Below are 23,247 nucleotides of genomic sequence, written 5' to 3' on the forward strand. Positions count from 1 at the left end.
CAGCAGCGCGCTGAGTTTTCGACGTTGCACAGTTATCTCCCTAGCCACGGAACCGGGTTAACGGCTTGTCCCTGACGACGAATTTCAAAATAGAGTGACGGCGTGCCGCGGCCGCCGCTGTTGCCGACCAGGGCGATCGGCTGCCCGGCTTTCACCTGGGTGCCGACGCCGACCAGCGCGCTCTGATTATAGCCGTACAGGCTCATATCACCTTTACCGTGCTCAACCACCACCACCAGGCCGTAGCCCTGCAGCCAGTCGGCCATCAGCACCCGGCCATCGGCAATCGCTTTAACTTCAGTGCCTTCCGGCGCCGCAATCACCAGCCCTTTCCAGCGTAGCTCACCCTGCAGCTGTTCGCCAAAGCGGTGTTCAACGCGGCCGCGTACCGGCCAGATCGCCTGACCGGCCGGCCGGCCCAGGCCGCCGGTACGTGAGACCAGCGCGCGTTCGTTCTCGGTCGGTTTGTAGGTGGTGCCTTTGCGTTTGGCCTGCGCCTCACGCTCGCGCACCTGTTGCGCCTCACGCGCTTCGCGCTCCGCGCGGGCTTTGGCCTCCCGCTCGGCTTTGGCGATCTTATCGCGCAGGCGGCTTTCGTTCTGCCGCAGCTCAACCAGCTGCGCCTGGTCTTTCTCCAGCGAGGATTCCAGCGTGGTCAGGGTTTTTTGCCGCGCCTGGCGCGCCCCTTCCAGCGTCTGCTGCTGGCTCTGCTGCTGGCTTAACAGGCTTTTTTGCTGCGCCTGTTTATCCACCAGGCTGGTTTTCTGCGCCGAGAGGTCAGTGCGGGTCTGTTGCAGCTCCGCAATTGACTTCTGTCGTGCATCATTGAGATAACCGAAGTAGGCCAGCATCCGCTCGCTGCGCTGGCTCTCTTCGCCGCTCAGCACCAGCTGCAGGCCGCTATGCTGGCCCTGACGGAAGGCCGCATCCAGCTGATCGGCCAGCAGTGCTTCCTGCTGCTGCTGCTGCTGCTGCAGCCGGGCGATCGAGGCGGTCAGGGTGGTAATCTCTTTGCCGAGCGCGCCAAGGACCGACCGGGTATCGCGCAGCTGGCGGCTGGCCTGGGCAATCACCTTTTCCTGGCTCTGTAGCTGGTTGAGCAGCTGGCTGCGCTGCTGCTTCTGCAGCTGCACGCTTTTCTCTTTTGCCGCGATATCCTGCTGCAGGCTCTGCAGCTGCGACTTATTATCGTCAGCCGCTGCGGCGGTGAGCGGGCACAGCAGCATCGCGCTGCACAATGCACCGATGGTCAGGGCGGACACGCCGCCGCGCAGTCGCCGGCGCGGCGGGGTATGACGCGGAATCCTTGAAATGATCACTGTCGCTTTTTCCCTCATAGCCGCGGATTATTCCACGATGAACAGCGGCTTACCAGCGACCACTGCGCGGTTTTCTATTACCAGTCGTGACCTTTTAGCCGCTAAACCGCAGGTTGCGGGCATGACGTTAAGCCAAATGTCAGGTGGCGCATCGCCTGCGAAGTGCGCAGCTGCGCAACAATTCACCACCCGTTGCGACACGCCTCGATCACAGGATAGCCTTTTTCATTAAAGGCAACTTTTTTTTGGATTATGCCGCAGAAAACGCAATTCAGACGGCCTTCGCGGCTGTACATGACAGCCCCGAAAGGTATACTCAGAACCCTTGTTTTCGCTTATTAACCCTTTCGGGAGTTGTTACCCCTCATGCAAGATATTATGCAGTTCGCAGGCAATCACACCATCTTAGCTCTTTCGTGGGTTGTTTTGCTGGTTTTGGTGATCGTGACCACCGTTAAGGGCATGTTCTCCAAAGTAAAAGTGATTAGCCGTGGTGAAGCTACCCGTTTAATTAACAAAGAAGATGCCGTGGTAGTGGACGTGCGTGGGCGTGATGACTTCCGTAAAGGCCATATCTCTAATGCGATTAACGTGCTGGCTGCGGATATCAAGAAAGGCAGCTTTAGCGAACTGGAAAAACACAAAGCGCAGCCGCTGATCGTGGTTTGTGCCACCGGCACCTCTGCGTCTGACTCTGCGGCACAGCTGATCGCAGCAGGCTTTCCGCAGGTGTTCGTCCTGAAAGAGGGCGTATCCGGCTGGAGCAGCGAGAACCTGCCGCTGGTGCGCGGTAAATAGCAGTCCGTCTGACACAGTGAAGGAGAGCCGCTATGGCTAACGTTGAGATTTATACCAAAGCAACCTGCCCTTTCTGCCATCGTGCTAAGGCGCTGCTCAGCCAGAAAGGCGTGGCGTTTAAAGAGATTGCCATCGATGGCGACGCGCCGCTGCGCGAGAAGATGATCGCCCGCAGCGGTCGCACCACGGTACCGCAAATTTTTATCGACGATCGGCACATCGGTGGCTGTGATGACCTGTTCGCGCTTGACGCGCAGCAGGGCCTTGACCCGCTGCTGAACTAGCAGCGGGCGCGCATGTAACGCGCCCATTGCTGACCCGCGCTTCGGCACAATAACGGATTATTAACCCATAGGATTACGTACCATGTCAGAACAAAACAACACCGAAATGTCTTTCCAGATCCAGCGTATCTACACCAAGGATATCTCCTTCGAAGCGCCTAACGCGCCACAGGTCTTCCAGAAAGAGTGGGAGCCGGAAGTTAAACTGGATCTGGACACCGCCTCTACCCAGCTGGCTGACGACGTGTATGAAGTCGTGCTGCGCGTCACCGTGACCGCGACCGTGGGTGAAGAAGCAGCATTCCTGTGCGAAGTGCAGCAGGCGGGCATCTTCTCTATCGGTGGTATCGAAGGCACCCAGATGGCACATTGCCTGGGCGCATACTGCCCGAACATTCTGTTCCCGTATGCCCGTGAGTGCATCACCAGCCTGGTCTCCCGTGGCACCTTCCCGCAGCTGAACCTGGCACCGGTTAACTTTGACGCGCTGTTTATGAACTACCTGCAGCAGTCAAACGAAGGTGAAGCACCGCAGCAGGATGCCTGATGCGTAGCCCTCATGCTTCCATGAGCGTCATCGGTGCCGGCTCGTACGGCACCGCTTTGGCGATTACGCTGGCCCGTAACGGCCACAACGTGGTGCTGTGGGGCCATAACCCGCAGCGCCAGGCGCAGCTGCAGGCCGACCGCTGCAACAGCGCTTTCCTTCCCGATGTGCCCTTCCCGGATACCCTGCAGCTGGAAACCGACCTGGCAAACGCCGTGGCCSCCAGCCGCGATCTGCTGGTGGTGGTGCCGAGCCACGTGTTTGGCGACGTGCTGCAGCAGATTAAGCCGCACCTGCGGGCGGACTCGCGCCTGGTATGGGCGACCAAAGGGCTGGAGAAGGAGACCGGGCGTCTGTTACAGGACGTGGCACGCGAAATCCTTGGCGAGTCGATCCCGCTGGCGGTGATTTCCGGCCCGACGTTTGCCAAAGAGCTGGCGGCGGGCCTGCCAACGGCGATCGCGCTGGCGGCAACCGATAGCCGTTTTGCCGACGAGCTGCAGCAGCTGCTGCACTGTGGCAAAAGCTTCCGCGTGTATAACAACCCCGATTTTATTGGCGTTCAGCTCGGCGGTGCCGTGAAGAACGTCATTGCCATCGGTGCCGGCATGTCCGACGGTATTGGCTTTGGTGCCAATGCCCGCACCGCGCTGATCACCCGCGGGCTGGCTGAAATGAGCCGGCTTGGGGCGGCATTAGGTGCCGATCCGACCACCTTTATGGGCATGGCCGGGCTGGGCGACCTGGTGCTGACCTGCACCGATAACCAGTCTCGCAACCGTCGCTTTGGTATGATGCTCGGGCAGGGTGCCGATGTGGAAGGGGCCCAGCAGGCGATTGGTCAGGTGGTGGAAGGCTACCGTAATACCAAAGAGGTGAAGGCCCTGGCGGCACGTTACGGCGTTGAGATGCCGATTACCGAGCAGATCTTCCAGGTGCTGTACAGCGGTAAAGATGCGCGTGAGGCGGCCCTGAGCCTGCTGGGGCGCACAAGGAAGGATGAGAACAGCAGTCGCTGAGCCGGAGTGGTCGCGTGAACGTCGTTAGCGCCCGCCGGGCGCTATTTTTAATGGGGAGAGAATCATGCCGTGCGTAGAACCTGAACTGATCTGGGATAACATCAAAACGGAAGCGCGCGCGCTGGCGGACTGTGAGCCAATGCTGGCCAGTTTCTACCACGCCACCCTGTTAAAGCATGATGACCTCGGCCTGGCGCTGAGCTATATGCTGGCCAACAAGCTGTCTAACCCGATCATGCCGGCGATTGCGATCCGCGAGGTGATCCTCGACGCCTATCGTCAGGATCCGTCGATGATCGTCTCGGCCGCCTGTGATATTCAGGCGGTGCGCCAGCGCGACCCGGCGGTCGACAAATACTCCACTCCGCTGCTCTACCTGAAAGGCTTCCATGCGCTGCAGGCTTACCGTATCGGCCACTGGCTGTGGAATGAAGGCCGCCGCGCGCTGGCGATCTACCTGCAAAACGAAATCTCGGTTTCGTTCGCCGTCGATATCCATCCGGCGGCAAAAATTGGCCGCGGCATCATGCTCGACCACGCTACCGGTATTGTGGTGGGGGAGACGGCGGTGATTGAAGATGACGTTTCGATCCTGCAGAACGTCACGCTGGGCGGTACCGGCAAAACGACCGGCGATCGCCATCCGAAGATCCGTGAAGGGGTGATGATTGGTGCCGGTGCCAAGATCCTCGGCAATATCGAAGTCGGCCACGGTGCGAAAATCGGTGCCGGTTCGGTGGTGCTGCAGCCGGTGCCGCCGCATACCACCGCCGCCGGCGTGCCGGCACGCATCGTCGGCAAGCCGAACAGCGACAAGCCGTCGATGGATATGGATCAGCATTTTAACGGCACGGTACCCGGCTTCGAATTCGGCGACGGGATCTGAGATCGGCCTGGTTTACTTGCCATTTTGAATTCGGGCAGTGCTCGAACTCCTCACGTACTTCAGTACGCTCCGGGTTCTCCGCGCTGGCCGAATCCAGAGTGGCTGCGACACCGACGGCCCCTGTAATCGCTGACAAGGGGCACCAGGGCTCCATGCTGACGTTCACTTCTTAATCAGCGCGCCGGCATAATCCAGCTGGCGCCACGCTTCGTAGACCACCACCGAAACCGCGTTCGACAGGTTCATGCTGCGGCTGTCCGCCATCATCGGGATGCGGATCTTCTGCTGTGCAGGCAGGGCATCAAGGATACTGGCTGGCAGGCCGCGGGTTTCCGGGCCGAACAGCAGGAAGTCGCCGGGCTGGTAGCTGACGGCGCTGTGGGCCGGGGTGCCTTTAGTGGTGAGGGCGAAAAGCCGCTGTGGCGCTTCGCTGGCGAGGAAGGCGTCATAACTGTCGTGATGCTTAACCGCGGTGAATTCGTGGTAATCCAGCCCGGCGCGGCGCAGCCGTTTATCGTCCCAGGCAAACCCCAGTGGTTTAATCAGGTGCAGCCGGAAGCCGGTGTTGGCGCACAGGCGGATGATATTGCCGGTGTTCGGCGGGATTTCAGGTTCAAACAAGACGATGTTAAGCATTAAGACGGCCCTCAAAAACGAGGGCCGCAGGATAACAAATTATTCGCTCTGGGTGGTATATAACGGAAGCCAGAGCGTCAGGCGCAGGCCACCCAGCGGGCTGTCGTCGGCTTTCACCCAGCCCCGGTGCTGCTGAATGGCGTTCTCGACGATCGCCAGCCCCAGCCCGGTGCCGCCCGATTCGCGGTCGCGTGCCTCGTCGGTGCGGTAGAACGGCCGGAAAATCTGTTCACGATCTTCCGGGCTGACCCCCGGACCGTCATCATCAACGTGGATGGTGATGCCCTTTTTATCCACCGCAAAGCTGACCGAAATTTTGCTGTGCGAGTAGCGCAGGGCGTTACGTACGATGTTCTCCAGCGCGCTGTCCAGCGCGTTCGGGTTTCCGTACAGCGGCCACGGGCCTGGCGGATAAGGGACTTCCAGTGATTTCCCCATCTGCTCGGCTTCAAAGCGCGCATCCTCCAGCACGTCAGACCACAAATGGCTGGCCTTCAGGGTTTCGCTGACCAGCGCATTGGTGTGCTGCGCCCGCGACAGCACCAGCAGATCGTTAATCATGCCGTCCAGCCGCTGCGCCTCCATCTCAATGCGCCCCAGCTCCTTGCCTTCACCGTGACGGCGGCGCATCAGCGCCGTCGCCAGCTGCAGGCGGGTCAGCGGGGTGCGCAGCTCGTGCGAGATATCCGACAGCAGGCGCTGCTGGGTGGTCATCATCCGCGCCAGCGCGCTGATCATCTGGTTAAAGCTGGCACCGGCCGCCAGGAACTCCTGCGGCCCGGACTCCAGCTCCGGCCGCTGGCGCAGGTTGCCGGCGGCGACGTCGTCGGCGGCATGTTTCAGCCGTCGCGCCGGTTTTGCCAGGCTCCACGCCAGCCACAGCAGCAGCGGCGAGCTGATCAGCATGGTGACCATCAGCAACAGCAGCGGGCGGTCAAACAGCAGGTTGATAAAGTCCAGCTGCGAACTGCCCGCCGGGCGAATCAGATACAGCTGGTAGTTATCTTCCCCGTCGCGAATCGAAAACGGTCCGACCAGTTCAACGCGGCCATATTTTTTCTTCTGCGGCTGATCGGCGTTATCGGCCTGGCCGATAAAATTCCTGATGACCTGCATCTCGCTGTGCTGGGCGCCAATCACCCGCCCTTCGCTGGTGACCAGCAACAGGCGCTGGCCGGGCGGTGCCCATTTGTCGATGGCGCGGAACAGCCTGCGCCACCACATCAGGTCATTAGGCGGATCCTGGCTCAGTTCTGCCTCGACGTGCTGCTCGATCATCAACCCCTGCCGCTGTTCACTGTCCAGCAGCGGGGTCATCTGGCGTGAGTCCAGCTTCGGCAGCATCAGCACCAGCATCAGCACCAGCGCCAGCGTCAGCCAGAAAATGGCAAAGATGCGGGTCGTCAGGCTGGAGATCATGCGGCAGACACCATCAGGTAGCCACGACCACGCAGGGTTTTAAACCACGGATGCCCGTCTTTGCGCTCCGGCAGTTTCCGCCGCAGGTTGGAGATGTGCATATCGATGGCGCGGTCAAACGGCGTCAGCCGTTTGCCCAGCACTTCCTGGCTGAGGTGCTCACGTGACACCACCTGGCCGAGGTGCTGCGCCAGCAGGTAGAGCAGGGTGAACTCGGTGCCGGTTAAATCCAGTGAGATACTCTCAAAGCTGGCTTCCTGGCGTCCGGGATTGAGGCGCAGCTGATCCACTTCCAGCGTTGGCGAACTGTTGTCGTGCTGCTGTTGCTGCTGCTCGCTCCAGTTTGACCGGCGCAGGATCGCGCGGATGCGCGCCACCAGTTCACGGTCGTTAAAGGGTTTTGGCAGATAGTCGTCGGCACCCAGCTCGAGGCCGAGTACGCGGTCCAGTTCGCTGCCGCGGGCGGTGAGCATAATCACCGGGGTCTGATGCTGCTGACGCAACTCTTTCAGGGTATCAATGCCGTTTTTCTTCGGCATCATTACGTCCAGAAGTAACAGGTCAACCGTGCTGTCCAGTATCGCCAGTGCCTGTTCGCCGTCGCCGGCAACCAGCACGTCGAAGCCTTCCATTTCCAGCAATTCTTTCAGTAGCGAAGTCAATTCGCGGTCATCGTCAACCAACAGGATTTTATTCATTTTTTATTGCCCTCCGCAGGCAAAATACCGTGAACGAACGCGCCTAATCACTGACTTTACGTAGTTTTACACCCCCTGACGCATGTTTGCAGCGGGCACTTTAAACTGGCTCTCGTTGAATCGAAATACGCAACAAAACTGGGAGTACACGATGCGCAATGTTACTGCCGTCGTTGCGGTGCCGGCGTTGATATTAACACTCTCCAACGCCTTTGCAGCAGCCGTGACGACGACTGACGAGATGCATCAGAACGATGGCGCAAACCGCACGCTGCAGCAGGTTCCGCAAAGCCATATGTTTGATGGCATCAACCTGACTGAACAACAGCGGCAACAGTTGCGCGATCTGATGCAGCAGGTACGTCACGATCGTTCTCCCATAAGTATTAACGATTTAGAACAGATGCATGAATTGATTATTGCAGAAAAATTTGATCAGGCAGCCTACCAGGCTCAGGCGGAAAAAATAGCGCAGGCGGAAGTGTCGCGGCAGGTCGAGATGGCTCGCATACGCAACCAGATGTACCACCTGTTAACGCCCCAGCAGCAGGCTGTTTTAGAGAAACGACACCAGCAGCGCCTTGAAGAATTGCGCCGGCTGACGAATATGCAGGTCTCCTCACCGCTGCAGGCGGCAAGCAGTACCGGGAGTAACCCGTAAGTTATCAGTAGCGAGTCATCAGTAACGTAGTCCCTGTACCAGAGTATCCCTGTTTTCCTTGCCATAGACACATCCCTGTCTTCCCCCTCATGATGAGGGGGTTTTTTTTGGCAAAAATTTGTCCCTGTCTCCCGGCCGTAGCGGCCCATCGACCGCATTTTGATCGCCAACCGGCCACCACAACCGGGCTTTTTTTGCGCAAAACCCGATATACTGAGTGCACATTCTCTGAGAGCGTGCGCCATGAATCAACGCTATGCCCGGCTGGTAAACGCGGCGGCCCTTGCGGCGACGGTACTGGCTTCACTGTTGCTGATTATCAAAATCTTTGCCTGGTGGCATACCGGGTCGGTCAGCGTGCTGGCGGCGCTGGTGGACTCGCTGGTCGACATTGCCGCCTCGCTGACCAACCTGCTGGTGGTGCGCTATTCGCTGCAGCCCGCCGATGCCGAGCACACCTTTGGCCATGGTAAGGCCGAGTCCCTTGCGGCGCTGGCGCAGAGCATGTTTATTTCCGGATCGGCGCTGTTCCTGTTCCTGACCGGCTTCCAGCACCTGGTGACCCCGGAACCGATGACCTCGCCGCAGGTGGGCATCATCGTGACCCTGATCGCGCTGTTTTCTACGCTATTACTGGTGACCTTCCAGCGCTGGGTGGTGCGTCATACCCACAGTCAGGCGATCCGTGCCGACATGCTGCACTATCAGTCCGACGTGGTGATGAACGGGGCCATTTTGCTCTCTCTGGCGCTGAGCTGGTACGGCTTCCACCGCGCAGATGCGCTGTTTGCGCTGGGGATTGGCGTCTGGATCCTCTACAGTGCACTGCGGATGGGCTATGAAGCGGTGCAGGCGCTGCTGGATCGCGCGTTGCCGGAAACCGAGCATCAGGCGATGCTGGCGATCGTCGCCGGCTGGCCGGGGGTGCGGGGCGCGCACGATCTGCGTACCCGCCAGTCCGGGCCGACACGTTTTATTCAGCTGCATCTGGAAATGGATGACCACCTGCCCCTGCTGCAGGCGCACCATATTGCCGACCAGCTGGAACAGGCGCTGCTCCGGCGTTTTCCGGGGTCGGACGTGATTATTCATCTCGATCCCTGCTCGGTGGTGCCGGAAGGCCGTCAGGGAAATTTTTCCGGTTGTGGCGAGTAAACGTGGTTTATCTGTCCGGATGCTGTAAGAAACGTGACTTACCGCAAAAAAAATAGCCATTTAGGCTGTGACCTGAATCAATTCAGCTCACAGTGTTTGATATACTATTGCACTTATCAGACTCTGCTTACTCGGTCGCGTGGGTTGTTCCGCTCCGGCGTTCAGAATTCATCATTGGTATCAACAAGTTCAGAGGTTGTCATGATCAAAAAAATCGGTGTACTGACAAGTGGCGGTGACGCCCCAGGTATGAACGCTGCGATCCGTGGCGTTGTGCGCGCCGCATTGAGTGAAGGACTGGAAGTCTGTGGTATTTATGATGGCTATCTGGGCCTGTACGAAGATCGCATGATCAACCTCGACCGCTACAGCGTTTCAGACATGATCAACCGCGGCGGCACCTTCCTCGGCTCTGCCCGTTTCCCGGCGTTCCGCGAGGATGAGGTGCGTACGGTTGCGATTGAGAACATGAAAAAACGCGGCATTGATGCGCTGGTGGTGATCGGCGGTGATGGTTCCTACATGGGTGCCAAGCGCCTGACCGAGATGGGCTTCCCGTGCATCGGTCTGCCGGGTACCATCGATAATGACGTAGCCGGTACCGACTACACCATCGGCTATTTCACCGCACTGGAAACGGTGGTGGAAGCCATTGACCGCCTGCGCGACACCTCCTCTTCACATCAGCGTATTTCGATTGTCGAAGTGATGGGGCGTTACTGCGGCGACCTGACGCTGGCGGCGGCGATCGCCGGCGGCTGCGAGTTTATCGTCCTGCCGGAAGCGCCTTACACCCGTGAAGAGCTGGTGGATGAGATCAAAGCCGGCATCGCCAAAGGCAAAAAGCACGCGATTGTGGCGATTACCGAGCACATCTGCGACGTCGACGAGCTGGCGAAATATATCGAATCTGAAACCAAACGTGAAACGCGCGCCACGGTGCTGGGCCATATTCAGCGCGGCGGTGCGCCGGTGGCTTACGACCGTATCCTGGCTTCACGCATGGGTGCCTACTCGATCGAACTGCTGCTGCAGGGCTACGGCGGCCGCTGCGTCGGTATCCAGAATGAAAAAATGGTGCATCACGACATCATTGACGCGATTGAAAATATGAAGCGTCCATTTAAGGGCGACTGGCTGGAAACGGCGAAACGTCTTTACTAAGCAAAATCAAGGCGCTGCGGGTCAGCGCCTTTTTTATGCAAAGCTATATTCCATATGGTTATTAAAGCTGTTTTTTAATTCTTTAAATCGTTGGTTACTTTATGTCACGCTTCACTCAACAAAACCTTGGGGAGTGTGTGCGATGAATAAGTGGAGTGTGGGATTTACCCTGTTACTGGCCTCAACCAGCGTGCTGGCGAAGGATGTTCAGCTGCTGAACGTCTCTTACGATCCGACGCGTGAGCTGTATGAGCAGTATAACAAAGCGTTCAGCGCACACTACAAACAGGAAACCGGCGATAACGTGGTGATTCGCCAGTCACACGGCGGATCCGGCAAACAGGCCACCTCGGTGATCAACGGCATTAAGGCCGATGTGGTAACCCTGGCGCTGGCCTCTGACGTGGACGCGATTGCCGAGCGCGGCCGCATTGATAAAAACTGGATTAAACGCCTGCCGGATAACTCCGCGCCTTATACCTCGACCATCGTGTTCCTGGTACGCAAAGGCAACCCGAAACAGATCCACGACTGGCCGGATCTGATCAAGCCGGGCGTGTCGGTGATTACGCCAAACCCGAAAACTTCCGGCGGCGCGCGCTGGAACTATCTGGCGGCCTGGGGCTGGGCGCTGGATCAGAACAAAGGCGACCAGGCGAAGGCGCAGGAGTACGTGAAGGCGCTGTTTAAGAACGTCGAAGTACAGGACTCCGGCGCGCGCGGCGCGACTAATACCTTCGTTGAGCGCGGTATCGGTGACGTGCTGCTGGCGTGGGAAAACGAAGCCTACCTGGCGGTAAACAAGCTGGGTGCCGATAAGTTTGAAATCGTCACGCCGAGCGAGTCGATCCTGGCTGAACCGACCGTCTCGGTGGTGGATAAAGTGGTGGACGAGCGCGATACCCGTCAGGTGGCCGATGCCTACCTGAAGTATCTCTACTCGCCGGAAGGCCAGGAGATCGCGGCGAAGAACTTCTATCGTCCTCGCGATCCGGCGGTAGCGAAGCAGTTCGCCAGCACCTTCGCGCCGGTGAACCTGTTCACCATCGACGGCAAATTTGGCGGCTGGACCGCCGCACAGAAAACCCACTTCGCCGAAGGCGGCACCTACGATCAGGTGATGAAGCGCTAAGTTTGCGCAGGCGATAAAAAAGGCTGACGGTGACCCCGTCAGCCTTTTTTTATGCCGCCACCGGTTAATTTGCGTTAAGTCATTGCAGGTGACGAAAAGTGCCGAAAAATGTTCACCTGCGTGATGATTTCGCATGATCTTCGGGCAGGCCTGAACTACATTACAGGCATCGTGCGGACTGGGGCAGAGGCTGATGCAGGGAACGAAGTGGGTGGCGGCGGGCGTGGCGGCTGTGGTGGTGGCGATCGCCGCCGCGAGCGGCATTGTTGCGTTTAATTTTCAACGCAATGCGGTTGCGCTGTGGCAGATTGTCAGCCAGCAGTGCGTGCCCGGCCAGCGGCTGAACAACCAGCCCGCGCCCTGTCGGCTGGTTAATTTGCCGGATGACTACGTGGTGCTGAAGGACCGCAACGGCCCGCTGCAGTTCCTGCTGCTGCCGGTGGCAAAAGTCAGCGGCATTGAGAGCCAGAAACTGCTCAATCCTGCCACCGCCAACTACTTTGCCGAAGCCTGGCGCGCGCGGCATTTTATGGAGGAGCGCCGCGGCGCGCCGATTGACGAGAGCGTCTATGCGCTCGCGATCAACTCGCGCTGGGGACGCAGCCAGAATCAGCTGCATATTCATATCTCCTGCCTGCGGGCGGACGTCCGCCAGCGGCTCGACAGCCTGAGCGGCCAGCTCAGCAATCAGTGGCAAACTCACCAGCTGGTCGGGCACGACTACCAGTTGCGGATCCTCACCCGCGACGAGTTCAAACGCACCAGCCCGTTTATTATACTGGCCCGCGAGCTGCCCGGCGCGCGTGAGGATATGGGCAGCTACGGTATTGCCGTCGCTTCGCTGGGCGGCGGCAAACGCGTGCTGATGGTGCTGAAACGCAACTGGCTGCTGCTCAACCGCGGCCATGCCGAGGAGCTGCAGGATCACAGCTGTGCGCTGTTGAGCCGGGTTAACCCTCATACATCGAACGTTCCGCTGCCCAACCCCCGGACGTCCGAGCCTCAGGCATCGATCCTTCCTGCTGCTGAACATCAGGCGTCTGAAGCCCTGGCATCTGAACCTCTGGCATCTGAAGCCCTGGCACCTGAAGCCCTGGCACCTGAAGCCCTGGCACCTGAACCCCTGACATCTGAACCTCTGGTATCTGAACCGCAGGCAGCGCGTTGAACGATCGCGCGCTGCCCGGCGCTTAACGTGCCGCTTTTTCCTCCGGTAGCGGATCGTCTTTGTAGCGCGCGGTGGCGATCCAGGCGGCGCAGAACAGGGTCAGGCGCGCAAAGAAGTAGAAAAACGCCATCAGACCGAGCACCGAGCCGAAGGCGGCACCGGAAGGCGACGAGGCCAGCTTGGGCAGCGTCAGGGTCATAATAAACTTAATCACCTCGAAGCCGATCGCCGCCAGCAGGGTGCCGCGCAGCAGCGCTTTTTTGCGCGGCTTGTGACGGGGCAGGATCCAGAAGATCCACAGGAACAGCAGGTAGTTGGCGAAGATCGAAATCGACAGCGCGATAACGGTCATCGCCGGGCGCAGCCATTCAATTCCCTCCAGCCCGAGCGCCCGCACAATCGCCGCCTGCGCCGCGCCGGCGACCGAGGTCAGCGACAGGGTGATAATCAGCGCCAGCACCAGCCCGGTCAGCGAGATAAAATCGCGGCTGTATTTAAACCAGATTTTCTCCTGATCCTGTGGCGTGCGCTCCCAGACGTCGCGCGACTGCGCGCGAATGGCTTCACGCAGGTTGCCCATCCAGCTGATCCCCGAGTAGAGCGCCACCAGCAGCCCGGTCAGGCCGACCGTGGTGCGCTGCTGCACCGCGGTATTCACCGTACTTTTCAGGGTGGCGGCCAGCGCCGGGTCGCTGATGCTGCCGACCATCTTCGCGATCAGCCCGGTCAGCAGATCGGGGTTGGAGGCCAGCACAAAGCCGACGGCGGCAAAAGACACCATCAGGATCGGAATCAGCGACAGGAACGAAAAGTAGGTGATGGCAGCACCAAACTGGCTGCCGAGGCGGTCATTAAAGCGCTCGCCGGCGCGGAGAAAGTGGGCCACCGCCGGAATAGCCTGAAACCAGCTGACCAGCCGGGAAACCCGGGTGATGGACTTATCCACCGTGCGATTGCCGGTTTTAATGTTGATCAGCGGTTTTTCCGCTTTGGCCGGACGCTGAGGCGCGCGTTGTTGACTGTCCGTCATGGGTCATATCCTTGAAATTTACCGATAACATGAAATTATAGTCTGTCGGTCAGGTGACGTAACGTTTCAGAGCGAGGCTTAACCACTCGATAAACACGTGGACACGTTTCGCCAGATTGCGGCGGTGCGGCCAGAGCAGGGAAACCGGCATCGGCCGCGCCCGGAACAGCGGCAGTACCTCCACCAGCTTCTTCTCCTGCAGCGCGCTCTGTACCCCGACCTTCGGCACCTGAATAATCCCCAGCCCGGCGATGCAGGCGGCGCGATAGGTTTCGGTGCTGTTCACGGTGATCACCCCGCCGGTTTTAATCAGCTGGGTAAACTTGCCGTCGTAGTACTCAAAACCTTCCGGCTGCAGGCCGGGCTGCTGGCTGTAGTGCACCATCGCGTGCAGCGACAGCGACTCCAGCGTGGTCGGCGTGCCAAAACGCGCCAGATAGTCCGGGCTGGCGCAGTTAATCTGGGTCAGCGTACCCAGCGGGCGGGCGATCAGCCCGGAGTCCTCCAGCATGCCGACACGCACCACGCAGTCAAACCCTTCGCGCACCACGTCCACCCGCCGGTCGCTGCTGCTCAGATCCAGTTCAATGCCGGGATAGTTGCGCATAAAGTCCGGCAGCAGCGGCATCAGGTACTGGCTGGCGAGGCTGACCGGCATATCTACCCGAATCCGGCCGCTGAGCGTGGCCGGGTCGTGCTGAAACAGCGAGTCCATCTCCTCCAGCGTGGCCAGCACGTCGCGGCAGCGCTCAAAGTAAACCATGCCATCCTGGGTCAGCTGCACGCGGCGGGTGGTGCGGTGCAGCAGGCGCGAGCCGAGATGGTTCTCCAGCGCCTGGATCTGCCGCGAGAGGCTGCCTTTCGGCAGGCCGCAGCTCTCGGCGGCGCGGGTGAAACTCTGCATTTCAGCCACCCGCACGAACAGCCGCATTGCCTGAATTTTATCCATCGCCTGCGCCTTTTGTTGTTGCAAATGAAACAGTGAATCGTATTTACCCTTATTTATAGATCGTCTGACACGTAATAACCTTCTTTTTGTCCACAACCCACGCCCGGAGAGAGAAAATGTCTGAAAAAATTGCCCTGATTACCGGCGGCAGCCGCGGTTTAGGCCTGAATGCAGCGTTAAAACTGGCTGAAAAAGGCATCGACGTCATCCTGACCTATCACAGCCAGCAGCAGCAGGCGCAGGCGGCGGTACGGCAGATTGAGGCGCTGGGAGCGCGCGGGCTGGCGCTGCAGCTGGATGTTGCCGACAGCAGCCGCTTTGATGATTTTGCGGCGGCGGTGAAAGAACAGCTGGCGCTGATTTGGCAACGCGACAGTTTCGACTATTTATTAAACAACGCCGGCACCGGCCTGCATCAGCCGTTTATGGAAACCAGTGAAGCGCAGTTTGACCAGCTGGTGGCGGTGCATTTTAAGGGGCCGTTCTTCCTGACCCAGAAGCTGCTGCCGCTGCTGGCGGACGGCGGACGCATCGTTAACGTTTCCAGCGGGCTGGCGCGTTTTACCCTGCCGGGAGCGGGGGCCTATGCGGCGGTAAAAGGGGCGATTGAGGTGCTGACCCGCTATCAGGCGAAGGAGCTGGGCGCGCGCGGCATTACCGTTAACGTGCTGGCACCGGGGGCGATCGAGACCGATTTCGGCGGGGGCCGGGTGCGTGATGATGCGGCGCTGAACGCCTTTGTCGCCGCCCAGACCGCGCTGGGGCGGGCCGGGCAGCCGGATGATATCGGCCATGCGGTGGTCGCGCTGTTCAGCGAGCAGTGCCGCTGGGTCAACGGTCAGCGCATCGAGGCTTCCGGCGGCATGTTCCTGTAAGTGCCGCCGGGCAGCGGGGCACAGCAGAATACTGCCCATCCGGGGACGGGCAAAAACGCCGGGCAGCGGTGTCAGAGGCGCGCGCTGCCGTCGATCAGCGTGACCGTCTGGCCGCCGATCCAGATGCCATCAGCGCGGTAGCTGACGTTCAGACGCCCGGCTCGCTGCATCGCCGTTCCCTGATGGACCTGGTAATCCAGCTCCACGCCGCGTGCCTGGAAGTAGCGCGCCAGGCAGGCGTTGGCGCTGCCGGTGACCGGGTCTTCCGTCAGCGAGCCCTGCTCAATCAGCAGCGCCCGCACCTCCCAGCAGTTGCTCTCGCCTTTCAGCGGTGCAAAGGGCATCACGCCATTCACCCGCGCTTTTTTCACCAGCCGGGCAAACTCCACCGCATCCGGTTTAATCGACAGCACCGCATCACTGGACGCCATCGGCACCAGCAGCCAGCGGATGCCCATATCCGCCACCATTACCGGCAGCTGCTCTTCCAGCGCGTCGCTGTTCAGCGCGCTGCCGATCGGTGCGTCGCTGAACGGCGTCAGAATCGCGTCCGGGGCGGCAAAGGCCAGCGCACCGTCGTCGGCAATTTTTACCGTCACCAGGCCAATCTCACACTGCTGCACGATCTGGCCGGGGGTATGCGGCGTAACGCCGTTCTCCAGCAGGGCGTGGGCGGTTCCCAGCGTCGGGTGTCCGGCAAACGGCAGCTCCATATCCGGAGTAAAAATGCGCACCCGGTAGTCGGCGGCCGCATCGCTGGCGGGCAGCACAAAGGTGGTTTCCGACAGGTTAGTCCAGCGGGCGAACGCCTGCATTTGCGCATCGCTCAGGCCGACGGCATCAATAACCACCGCCAGCGGATTGCCATTGCAGGGGGTGGAGGTAAAGACGTCAACCTGTTTAAAAGGGCGTAACTGCGTCATAACGGGTCCTGTGAGTGAGGAGTTTGCTTCAGTGTGCCACGCCCGACTGTACAGGCGAAGTAAACAACGGTTGTCAGTGCCGGAGATAATGACTATTAATAATGCATATCTGATGAAAGGTGATGATTTAATGCTGAAAATACTGGGAAGAGCGTCATCGATCAATGTACGAAAAGTGCTGTGGCTGTGTGAAGAGCTGCAGATCGGTTTTGAACGGGAAGAGTGGGGCGATGGCTTCCGCTCGCCGAAGGAGCCCGCATTCCTGGCGCTGAACCCGAACGCGCAGATCCCGGTGGTGCAGGACGGCGATTTCACCCTGTGGGAGTCGAACACCATTATCCGTTATCTGGCCAATGCCTGCGGCGGCGAATGGCTCTACCCGGCCAGCCCGCAGGCGCGGGCGCGCGTTGACCAGTGGATCGACTGGCAGGCCACCGAGCTGAACACCGCCTGGCGCTACGCCTTTATGTCGCTGGTGCGCAACTCTCCCGCGCATCAGGATGCGCAGCTGCTGGCGGCCGCCTGTAAGGGCTGGACCTGGACCATGGGTATCCTTAACCAGCAGCTGGAGAAAACCAACGCGTTTGTCGCCGGCGACGCCTTCTCACTGGCCGATATCCCGATCGGCCTGTCGGTAAACCGCTGGTACGAAACGCCGATGGAGCACGCGGAGCTACCGGCGGTGCGCGCCTATTATGAGCGGCTGACGGCTCGCCCCGGTTACACCCTGTGGGGCCGCAACGGCACACCTTAGAGCCGGTTCCGTCAGGCGATGAGTCGCGGGCTGCCAGGGGGCTCTGCGATCGCCGCGCGGTGCTGATGCTGGCAGAAGTGCCCGCTGTGGGGCCGCAACGGCACGCCTTAATCGTGCAGTAGCAGGCTACCGATCGCCTCAACGATCGCCGCCCGCTGCTGATGCAGATAGAAGTGCCCGCCCGGCCAGGCGTAGCGGTGGAACGGGCCGTGGCTCCACTGCCGCCAGCCGGCGATCGACGCGTCGTCCACTTCCGGGTCGCTGTCGCCGTTGAAGGTGGCCAGCGGGCAGTGCAGCACGCCCTGTGGCCGTGCCGGGTAGGTTTCGATCAGCCGGTAGTCGGCGCGGATGGCGGGCAGGATCACCTCGCGCAGCTCGGCCTGCGCCAGCACCTGGGCGTTATTGCTGTCCAGCCTGATCAGCTCGGCGCACAGCGCGTCATCGTCCTGCAGATGCACCTGCCCCGGCCGGTGAAACTGCGCTGCTCCGCGGCCGGAAACGGCCAGCAGCTGCGGTTCGCTGGCGCCGCGCCGGCACAGCTCCAGTACCACCTCATGCGCCAGCGTAGCCCCCATGCTGTGGCCAAAAATCGCCCAGCGCGCGCCGATCGCCGGCAGCATGGCGTCGGCCAGCTGCTGCGTCAGCGCGTCGAAGCTGTCCGGCATCGGGTGGCGAAAGCGCTCCAGCCTGCCGGGCAGGCAGACCTGCACCAGGCGAATGCCGGCGGGCAGCAGCGCCCGCCACGGATGATAGAGCGAGGCGTTACCGCCGGCGTGGGGAATGCAGAACAGTGGAATGGCGTTGTCACCGTGGGTGGGGGTGGCGCGCAGCCAGGCAGAATTCATCGGTACAGCTCCTTGATCTCAGAGAAAGGCGTCAGCCTACGCCGGCGGCGATGCCGCTCATTTCGCACGCCAGCGCACCGGTGCGCTGCAGCGCCCAGGTGTAACGCTGGTCAAACGGGTAGCAGCAGGAGAGCCGCAGCGCGTTATTGCAGCGCTCACCGAGGGTATACAGCGCACCGGGGGTCAGGCAAATTTTTTCCTGCAGCAGGCGGTGGAACAGCGCCACGCAGTCCACCCCGCCGGGCAGCTCCACCCAGAACACGAAGCCGCCGCTCGGCCGGGTAGCGCGGGTGCCCTGCGGGAAGTGGCGGGCGATAATGCCGCGTGCCTCCTCCAGCTGCGCGGCGTAGCGGCGGCGCAGCGAGCGCAGGTGGTGGTCATAGCCGCCGGACTCCAGGAAGTGGCCGAGGGTTTCTGACAGCAGCCGCGATTCCGACATCGACGACACCGCCTTCAGCCGCGCCAGCGCGTCGCTGAAGCGGCCGGCGGCGATCCAGCCGACGCGATAATCCGGCGCCACGGTTTTGGTAAAGCTGGCGCAGTACAGCACCCAGCCATGCTCGTCAAACGCCTTTACCGCCGGCGACAGCGGCCAGCAGAACTGCAGCTCGGCGTACAGGCCATCTTCCAGCAGCGGCACCTGATAGTGATTGACCAGTCGCGCCAGCCGTTTCTTCGCTTCCAGCGTCATGCTGCTGCCCAGCGGGTTCTGCACGTTGGGCATGGCAATCAGCGCCTGAATGCGCTGCTCCTGCAGGACCAGCTCCAGCGCGTCCAGCGACAGCCCGTACTGCGGGTCGGTCGGGATCTCCAGCACCTTCAGGCCAAGGCTGGCCAGCAGCGGGAACAGATAGAAATAGGTCGGCGTCTCGACCCCGACGCAGTCGCCGGGGCGGGTGACCGCCCGCAGCGCCAGCTGCAGCGCCTCCATGCAGCCATGGGTCAGGGTGACCTCCTCGCTGCTGACGTGGATGCCGAGGTCCAGCGAGCGGCGGGCGATCTCCCGCCGCAGCCGCAGGCTGCCGGGGGGCAGGGCGTAGCGGGCGATCAGGTCCGGCTCGTGCTTCAGCAGGGTGCGCATGATGCCGCTGAGCTTTGCCGTCGGGAAGAAGTCACTGTTCTGCGGACAGGCCAGCGAGATATTGGTGAACTCCGCATGGTTTTGCGCGGCAAACACCGTGTCGATCAGATCCAGCTTTTCACTGCTCGGCGAGCGCACGTGGCTGCGCGGCTGCGCCTGGCGGGTCAGCGAGGGCAGCGCGTCGCGCACGTAGTAGCCGGACTGCGGGCGGGCTTCGATCAGCCCGCGATCTTCCAGCATGCCGTAGGCGGTCAGCACGGTGTTGACGCTGACCTGATGGCTGGCGGCGCAGCGACGAATGGCGGGCAGGCGGCTGCCGGGCGTAAAGGTGCCCTGGTGAATCGCGGCGGCCAGCGTTTCTGCCAGCTGGTGGTAGCGGGTGGTCTGGGGATCGTTGATGGACACAGTGCTCTCCACGAATGATGGGTACAATGTTCTGACAGGCCTGTTTGTACCCATAACAATACTCATTTTCTGCATCTGTTACCATCTGTCGGCGCTGATTACACTAAGTCCATTCTCAGACCGCAGGAGCGCACCCATGCTTGACCCCTCTTTTTTCAGCTATGTCACCGTGATGTCGATCACGCCAGGCCCCAACAATTTGCTGCTCGCCACCTCCGGGGTGAATTTCGGGCTGAAGCGCACGCTGCCGATGGTCAGTGGTATTCTGATCGGCTGCGCGTTGCAGACGGTATTTGCCGGCCTGCTGTTAGAAGTGCTGCTGAGCTGGATGGGGGCGATTCGCCTGCCGCTGACCCTGCTGGGCTGCGGCTATCTGCTGTGGCTGACGTGGAAAATCTTCCGCTCCGGCGCGCCGGAACTGCGCGAGAAGGCGCGGCCGATGACGGCGATCGGCGGGGCGCTGTTTCAGGCGGTGAATCCTAAGGCGTGGCTGATGGCGACCAACGTCGCGCTGATGTACACCGTCAACAGCACCATTCTGACGGTGATGCTCAGCTTTATGCTGCTCAACCTGCCCTGCATTCTGATCTGGGCCGCGCTGGGCGATCGGCTGGGCAGGCACCTGCAGGTGGCGTGGAAGCTGCAGCTGTTTAACGGCCTGATGGCGTTCTCGCTGCTGGCGACCACTCTGTGGATGCTGGTGGATGCGCTAAGGCTGGCCTGACGGCTGTAATCGCTTTACGTGCGGGTCGCTGCCGGTTCGCGTGCCCGGCGTATCGGGTATATCCGGAACGCGGACAGGCTGCTCTTCCTTCAGGCAACTCAGCAATATGAAGCGATGGGAGCCTGTACACGGAGCAAAGCATCGCGGGCCACGGATGGCCCGCGCTGAGCTGTCAGGGATGACGCTTTTTGCGTCTTTGCGGAGTGTACAGGCTCCCTGAGCCGAGCACAGTGTTACAACAGACGACGCCTTTTTCACCCTTGCAGAGGGTACAGGCTCCCTGAGCCGTGCACAGTGTTACAACAGACGACGCATTTTGTGTCTTTGCGCTGCGCCCGGAGATTATTTACCTACAACCGCCGCCGCTGCTGAGTTCTCGTCGTTCGCCGCGCTCAGCGGCGCGTAGTCCAGCTGCAGGATCTGGCTGGTATCGGCCAGCACTTTCTCCGTTGCCGCCACGTTGCCGTTCAGCTTCTGGCCCCAGGACGGGATAATGGTTTTCAGCGCGCTCTGCCAGGCCGGGCTGGCCATCTCTTCTTTAAATACCCGACCCATCAGCTCCAGCATAATCGGTGCTGCGGTGGAGGCCCCTGGTGACGCACCCAGCAGGGCAGACATGCTGCCGTCTTCTGAGGTCACCACTTCGGTGCCCAGCTTCAGCACGCCGCCTTTGTGCGGATCCTGCTGAATGATCTGCACGCGCTGCCCGGCTTTTACCAGACGCCAGTCCTCTTTCTTCGCTTCCGGGAAGTATTCGCACAGCGCCTTGTGGCGGTCGTCTTCGCTGAGCATCACCTGGCCGACCAGGTATTTCACCAGGTCAAAGTTGTCCAGCCCCACGCGTATCATTGGCAGCACGTTAGACGGGGTTACCGAGCCAAACATGTCCCACAGCGACCCCTGCTTCAGGAACTTGGTAGAGAAGGTGGCGAACGGCCCGAACAGCAGCACCTGTTTGCCGTCCAGCGTGCGGGTGTCGAGGTGCGGCACCGACATCGGCGGCGCGCCAACCGAGGCTTTACCGTACACCTTGGCCTGGTGGCGCTTCACCACCTCCGGGTTGTCGGTGACGAGGAACTCGCCGCCCACCGGGAAACCGGCAAATTTTTTCGCTTCCGGAATGCCGGAGTGCTGTAGCAGGGTCAGCGCCGCGCCGCCCGCACCGATAAACACCTTGTTCGCGCGGGTCACCGACTCACGGTTGCCGTTGTTCAGGTCGGCCAGCGTGACGTTCCAGCTGCCGTCGGCGTTGCGTTTAATCGCCCGCACTTCGTGGCGGCTCTGCAGCTCAAAGTTCGGGCTCTTCTGCAGCGAGGCGATCAGCTGGCGGGTGATTTCACCGAAGTTAACGTCGGTACCGATCGGAATGCGGGTGGCGGCAACGCGCTGACCCTGGTCGCGGCCTTCCATCACCACCGGGATCCATTCGCGGATCTCTGCGGCATCTTCCGAGTAGTCCATCCCACGGAACAGGCTGTTGTTTTGCAGGGCGGCGTAGCGTTTTTTCAGAAACGCCACGTTCTCCTCACCCCAGACAAAGCTGACGTGCGGCACGCTGGTGATAAAGCTGCGCGGGTTACGCAGCACGCCGCGCTGCACCTGGTGCGCCCAGAACTGACGTGAAATCTGGAACGCTTCGTTGATTTCTACCGCTTTGGTGATGTCGATTGCGCCGTCGGTCTTCTCCGGCGTGTAGTTCAGTTCCATCAGCGCAGAGTGCCCGGTGCCGGCGTTGTTCCAGCCGTTCGAACTCTCTTCAGCCACCCGATCCAGGCGCTCTACCATGCTGATGCGCCAGTTGGGCTCCAGCTCCTGCAGGTAGGCTCCGAGGGTCGCGCTCATCGCGCCACCGCCGATCAGTAACACGTCGACGCTTTTCTCATCGACCGCTGAGGCTTTTTTGGAAAAGCCAGGACCGTTCTGACGTTCGGCCCCCAGTACTTCCTTCTTGCGCATGAATCGACATCTCCAAATGCTGAATAAATTCAACATATTAAGCGGTTGAAACAGATCCGGTTTCTGGGGAACCAGTTGCACTGCTTCGTTCTTTCAGGGTTGCTCACAGATCTACGCACAGCTGTGCTGTTTGTTTAATCAATGTTCAAAGGTGTTAGAAATATACCATTGTTATAGGGTATTTAAAAAAGTGTTTAAGGATGAAAAATGAGAATGATGGCGGGGTGAAAATTAGTAACATTGATACGGGTCACAGTTATGACCCGCAGGGGTTAGGGCAAAGGCACAGTAAAAAATGGGTAAGTCGTTGAGTGGTCGAAATTTAATCGCGCGGTGCACTGTCCGGCAGCTTGCGGTGGCTGATCGCCAGGCGGTTATAGGCATTCATCAAACCAATCGCGACGGTCAGGTCTGTGATCGCTTTGTTACTGAATTCGGCCTGCATTTGCGTAAAGATGACGTCCGGCGCGTTGGTTTGTGCAATCAGCGTCAGCGACTCCGCCCAGGCCAGCGCGGCCCGCTCGGCGGTGGAGAACCAGTTGCCCGCTTCGGCCCACACCTGGGTCAGCACAATTTTGTCCCACGGCATGCCGCCTTTGTGTAACGCTTTGGTATGCATATCAATACAGTACGCGCAGCCGTTGATCTGAGACACGCGCAGATAAACCAGTTCCACCAGGCTCGGATCCAGGTTGCATCTGCTGACGTAGTCGTGTACGCCGGCCAGCGCTTTCATCCCTGCAGGTGACGAGGTATAAAAATCAATGCGTTCACTCATAATTCGCTCCGGTAAAAGGGGATGGCTGTCGGAAAGCGTTT

Annotated in this window: 23 protein-coding genes and 1 pseudogene; 13 read left to right on the top strand and 11 right to left on the bottom strand. The window is 60.3% G+C overall.

Going from position 1 to position 23,247, the window contains the following annotated elements:
- Positions 1-32 precede the first annotated feature (32 nt).
- Positions 33-1,337, bottom strand: coding sequence for a murein hydrolase activator EnvC (gene envC, locus ASF13_RS06030; RefSeq protein ID WP_082502301.1), 1,305 nt, complete (start codon positions 1,335-1,337; stop codon positions 33-35).
- Positions 1,338-1,685: 348 nt separating this feature from the next.
- Between envC and ASF13_RS06035 the strand changes: the two genes are divergently transcribed.
- From ASF13_RS06035 to cysE, 5 genes are all read left to right on the top strand, one after another.
- The gene (locus tag ASF13_RS06035; protein WP_056233619.1) at positions 1,686-2,117 is read left to right on the top strand and encodes a rhodanese-like domain-containing protein; all 432 of its coding nucleotides are present in this window, start codon (positions 1,686-1,688) and stop codon (positions 2,115-2,117) included.
- Positions 2,118-2,149: 32 nt separating this feature from the next.
- Positions 2,150-2,401 carry a glutaredoxin 3 gene (gene grxC / locus ASF13_RS06040; protein ID WP_056233621.1) on the top strand — a complete coding sequence of 84 codons (252 nt, stop codon included), beginning with the start codon at positions 2,150-2,152 and terminating at the stop codon, positions 2,399-2,401.
- An 82-nt stretch (positions 2,402-2,483) separates the two neighbouring features.
- Entirely contained in the window at positions 2,484-2,948 is a 465-nt protein-coding gene (gene secB, locus ASF13_RS06045; protein ID WP_056233624.1) for a protein-export chaperone SecB, read from the top strand.
- The gene (gene gpsA / locus ASF13_RS06050) at positions 2,948-3,967 is read left to right on the top strand and encodes an NAD(P)H-dependent glycerol-3-phosphate dehydrogenase (protein WP_056233626.1); all 1,020 of its coding nucleotides are present in this window, start codon (positions 2,948-2,950) and stop codon (positions 3,965-3,967) included. Before secB ends, gpsA begins: the two co-directional genes overlap by 1 nt.
- A 64-nt stretch (positions 3,968-4,031) precedes the next feature.
- On the top strand, positions 4,032-4,853 hold the full coding sequence (gene cysE / locus ASF13_RS06055) for a serine O-acetyltransferase (RefSeq protein WP_056233629.1): 822 nt from the start codon (positions 4,032-4,034) through the stop codon (positions 4,851-4,853).
- A gap of 162 nt (positions 4,854-5,015) precedes the next feature.
- Here the strand turns inward: cysE and trmL are convergent, their stop codons facing one another.
- Genes trmL through cpxR form a run of 3 tightly spaced genes read right to left on the bottom strand, consistent with a single transcriptional unit; the run spans position 5,016 to position 7,606 of the window.
- Positions 5,016-5,489, bottom strand: a complete 474-nt coding sequence (gene trmL / locus ASF13_RS06060; RefSeq protein ID WP_056233631.1) for a tRNA (uridine(34)/cytosine(34)/5-carboxymethylaminomethyluridine(34)-2'-O)-methyltransferase TrmL — start codon at positions 5,487-5,489, stop codon at positions 5,016-5,018.
- Positions 5,490-5,528: 39 nt separating this feature from the next.
- On the bottom strand, positions 5,529-6,908 hold the full coding sequence (gene cpxA / locus ASF13_RS06065; RefSeq protein ID WP_056233634.1) for an envelope stress sensor histidine kinase CpxA: 1,380 nt from the start codon (positions 6,906-6,908) through the stop codon (positions 5,529-5,531).
- Entirely contained in the window at positions 6,905-7,606 is a 702-nt protein-coding gene (gene cpxR, locus ASF13_RS06070; RefSeq protein WP_056233637.1) for an envelope stress response regulator transcription factor CpxR, read from the bottom strand. The genes cpxA and cpxR overlap by 4 nt, the downstream gene beginning before the upstream one ends.
- 151 nt (positions 7,607-7,757) lie before the next feature.
- Between cpxR and cpxP the strand changes: the two genes are divergently transcribed.
- From cpxP to ASF13_RS06095, 5 genes and pseudogenes are all read left to right on the top strand, one after another.
- The gene (cpxP, locus tag ASF13_RS06075; RefSeq protein WP_056233638.1) at positions 7,758-8,267 is read left to right on the top strand and encodes a cell-envelope stress modulator CpxP; all 510 of its coding nucleotides are present in this window, start codon (positions 7,758-7,760) and stop codon (positions 8,265-8,267) included.
- 243 nt (positions 8,268-8,510) lie between these two features.
- Positions 8,511-9,422 (top strand): CDF family cation-efflux transporter FieF, encoded by a 912-nt coding sequence (gene fieF / locus ASF13_RS06080; protein WP_056233640.1) that lies wholly within the window; start codon positions 8,511-8,513, stop codon positions 9,420-9,422.
- 201 nt (positions 9,423-9,623) lie between these two features.
- Positions 9,624-10,586 carry a 6-phosphofructokinase gene (gene pfkA, locus ASF13_RS06085; protein WP_056233642.1) on the top strand — a complete coding sequence of 321 codons (963 nt, stop codon included), beginning with the start codon at positions 9,624-9,626 and terminating at the stop codon, positions 10,584-10,586.
- A 142-nt stretch (positions 10,587-10,728) separates the two neighbouring features.
- Complete coding sequence (locus ASF13_RS06090; protein WP_056233645.1) at positions 10,729-11,718, top strand: sulfate ABC transporter substrate-binding protein; 990 nt, start codon at positions 10,729-10,731, stop codon at positions 11,716-11,718.
- A gap of 193 nt (positions 11,719-11,911) precedes the next feature.
- Positions 11,912-12,664: pseudogene (locus tag ASF13_RS06095) on the top strand (CDP-diacylglycerol diphosphatase); the annotation flags it as partial.
- Between the two features lie 244 nt (positions 12,665-12,908).
- Here the strand turns inward: ASF13_RS06095 and yhjD are convergent.
- Both yhjD and ASF13_RS06105 read right to left on the bottom strand, forming a co-directional pair.
- The gene (yhjD, locus tag ASF13_RS06100) at positions 12,909-13,916 is read right to left on the bottom strand and encodes an inner membrane protein YhjD (protein ID WP_056233646.1); all 1,008 of its coding nucleotides are present in this window, start codon (positions 13,914-13,916) and stop codon (positions 12,909-12,911) included.
- A gap of 49 nt (positions 13,917-13,965) precedes the next feature.
- Complete coding sequence (locus tag ASF13_RS06105; protein WP_056233648.1) at positions 13,966-14,865, bottom strand: LysR family transcriptional regulator; 900 nt, start codon at positions 14,863-14,865, stop codon at positions 13,966-13,968.
- 116 nt (positions 14,866-14,981) lie between these two features.
- Here ASF13_RS06105 and ASF13_RS06110 point away from each other — a divergent pair, with 116 nt between their 5' ends.
- On the top strand, positions 14,982-15,740 hold the full coding sequence (locus tag ASF13_RS06110; protein ID WP_056233649.1) for an SDR family NAD(P)-dependent oxidoreductase: 759 nt from the start codon (positions 14,982-14,984) through the stop codon (positions 15,738-15,740).
- Between the two features lie 71 nt (positions 15,741-15,811).
- On the opposite strand, the gene ASF13_RS06115 is transcribed toward ASF13_RS06110, so the two are convergent.
- Complete coding sequence (locus ASF13_RS06115; protein ID WP_056233652.1) at positions 15,812-16,663, bottom strand: PhzF family phenazine biosynthesis protein; 852 nt, start codon at positions 16,661-16,663, stop codon at positions 15,812-15,814.
- A gap of 130 nt (positions 16,664-16,793) precedes the next feature.
- Here ASF13_RS06115 and ASF13_RS06120 point away from each other — a divergent pair, with 130 nt between their 5' ends.
- Complete coding sequence (locus ASF13_RS06120) at positions 16,794-17,417, top strand: glutathione S-transferase family protein (protein ID WP_056233749.1); 624 nt, start codon at positions 16,794-16,796, stop codon at positions 17,415-17,417.
- Between the two features lie 107 nt (positions 17,418-17,524).
- Here the strand turns inward: ASF13_RS06120 and ASF13_RS06125 are convergent, their stop codons facing one another.
- Complete coding sequence (locus ASF13_RS06125; RefSeq protein ID WP_056233654.1) at positions 17,525-18,262, bottom strand: thioesterase II family protein; 738 nt, start codon at positions 18,260-18,262, stop codon at positions 17,525-17,527.
- A gap of 31 nt (positions 18,263-18,293) precedes the next feature.
- A complete protein-coding gene (locus ASF13_RS06130; RefSeq protein WP_056233657.1) occupies positions 18,294-19,748 on the bottom strand; it encodes a PLP-dependent aminotransferase family protein in 1,455 nt (484 codons plus the stop codon).
- 136 nt (positions 19,749-19,884) lie between these two features.
- On the opposite strand from ASF13_RS06130, the gene ASF13_RS06135 reads away from it, so the two are divergent.
- Positions 19,885-20,472, top strand: coding sequence for a LysE family translocator (locus tag ASF13_RS06135; RefSeq protein ID WP_056233660.1), 588 nt, complete (start codon positions 19,885-19,887; stop codon positions 20,470-20,472).
- Positions 20,473-20,814: 342 nt separating this feature from the next.
- Here ASF13_RS06135 and mqo read toward each other — a convergent pair whose 3' ends face one another.
- Both mqo and ASF13_RS06145 read right to left on the bottom strand, forming a co-directional pair.
- Positions 20,815-22,428 (bottom strand): malate dehydrogenase (quinone), encoded by a 1,614-nt coding sequence (gene mqo, locus ASF13_RS06140; protein WP_056233662.1) that lies wholly within the window; start codon positions 22,426-22,428, stop codon positions 20,815-20,817.
- A gap of 322 nt (positions 22,429-22,750) precedes the next feature.
- The gene (locus ASF13_RS06145) at positions 22,751-23,206 is read right to left on the bottom strand and encodes a carboxymuconolactone decarboxylase family protein (protein ID WP_056233665.1); all 456 of its coding nucleotides are present in this window, start codon (positions 23,204-23,206) and stop codon (positions 22,751-22,753) included.
- Positions 23,207-23,247: the final 41 nt, after the last annotated feature.

It is taken from the genome of Erwinia sp. Leaf53, from assembly GCF_001422605.1.
In the GTDB taxonomy this organism is placed as follows: Bacteria; Pseudomonadota; Gammaproteobacteria; order Enterobacterales; family Enterobacteriaceae; genus Erwinia.

Excerpts from the sequence above, each read along its gene's own strand:
- ASF13_RS06120 (WP_056233749.1), top strand. The coding sequence starts at position 16,794 with ATGCTGAAAATACTGGGAAGAGCGTCATCGATCAATGTACGAAAAGTG.
- ASF13_RS06090 (WP_056233645.1), top strand. The coding sequence starts at position 10,729 with ATGAATAAGTGGAGTGTGGGATTTACCCTGTTACTGGCCTCAACCAGC.
- cpxR (WP_056233637.1), bottom strand. The coding sequence starts at position 7,606 with ATGAATAAAATCCTGTTGGTTGACGATGACCGCGAATTGACTTCGCTA.
- ASF13_RS06035 (WP_056233619.1), top strand. The coding sequence starts at position 1,686 with ATGCAAGATATTATGCAGTTCGCAGGCAATCACACCATCTTAGCTCTT.
- cpxA (WP_056233634.1), bottom strand. The coding sequence starts at position 6,908 with ATGATCTCCAGCCTGACGACCCGCATCTTTGCCATTTTCTGGCTGACG.
- ASF13_RS06125 (WP_056233654.1), bottom strand. The coding sequence starts at position 18,262 with ATGAATTCTGCCTGGCTGCGCGCCACCCCCACCCACGGTGACAACGCC.
- ASF13_RS06110 (WP_056233649.1), top strand. The coding sequence starts at position 14,982 with ATGTCTGAAAAAATTGCCCTGATTACCGGCGGCAGCCGCGGTTTAGGC.
- envC (WP_082502301.1), bottom strand. The coding sequence starts at position 1,337 with ATGAGGGAAAAAGCGACAGTGATCATTTCAAGGATTCCGCGTCATACC.
- cysE (WP_056233629.1), top strand. The coding sequence starts at position 4,032 with ATGCCGTGCGTAGAACCTGAACTGATCTGGGATAACATCAAAACGGAA.
- grxC (WP_056233621.1), top strand. The coding sequence starts at position 2,150 with ATGGCTAACGTTGAGATTTATACCAAAGCAACCTGCCCTTTCTGCCAT.
- cpxP (WP_056233638.1), top strand. The coding sequence starts at position 7,758 with ATGCGCAATGTTACTGCCGTCGTTGCGGTGCCGGCGTTGATATTAACA.
- mqo (WP_056233662.1), bottom strand. The coding sequence starts at position 22,428 with ATGCGCAAGAAGGAAGTACTGGGGGCCGAACGTCAGAACGGTCCTGGC.
- ASF13_RS06145 (WP_056233665.1), bottom strand. The coding sequence starts at position 23,206 with ATGAGTGAACGCATTGATTTTTATACCTCGTCACCTGCAGGGATGAAA.
- ASF13_RS06135 (WP_056233660.1), top strand. The coding sequence starts at position 19,885 with ATGCTTGACCCCTCTTTTTTCAGCTATGTCACCGTGATGTCGATCACG.
- fieF (WP_056233640.1), top strand. The coding sequence starts at position 8,511 with ATGAATCAACGCTATGCCCGGCTGGTAAACGCGGCGGCCCTTGCGGCG.
- ASF13_RS06105 (WP_056233648.1), bottom strand. The coding sequence starts at position 14,865 with ATGGATAAAATTCAGGCAATGCGGCTGTTCGTGCGGGTGGCTGAAATG.
- trmL (WP_056233631.1), bottom strand. The coding sequence starts at position 5,489 with ATGCTTAACATCGTCTTGTTTGAACCTGAAATCCCGCCGAACACCGGC.
- pfkA (WP_056233642.1), top strand. The coding sequence starts at position 9,624 with ATGATCAAAAAAATCGGTGTACTGACAAGTGGCGGTGACGCCCCAGGT.
- secB (WP_056233624.1), top strand. The coding sequence starts at position 2,484 with ATGTCAGAACAAAACAACACCGAAATGTCTTTCCAGATCCAGCGTATC.
- ASF13_RS06115 (WP_056233652.1), bottom strand. The coding sequence starts at position 16,663 with ATGACGCAGTTACGCCCTTTTAAACAGGTTGACGTCTTTACCTCCACC.
- yhjD (WP_056233646.1), bottom strand. The coding sequence starts at position 13,916 with ATGACGGACAGTCAACAACGCGCGCCTCAGCGTCCGGCCAAAGCGGAA.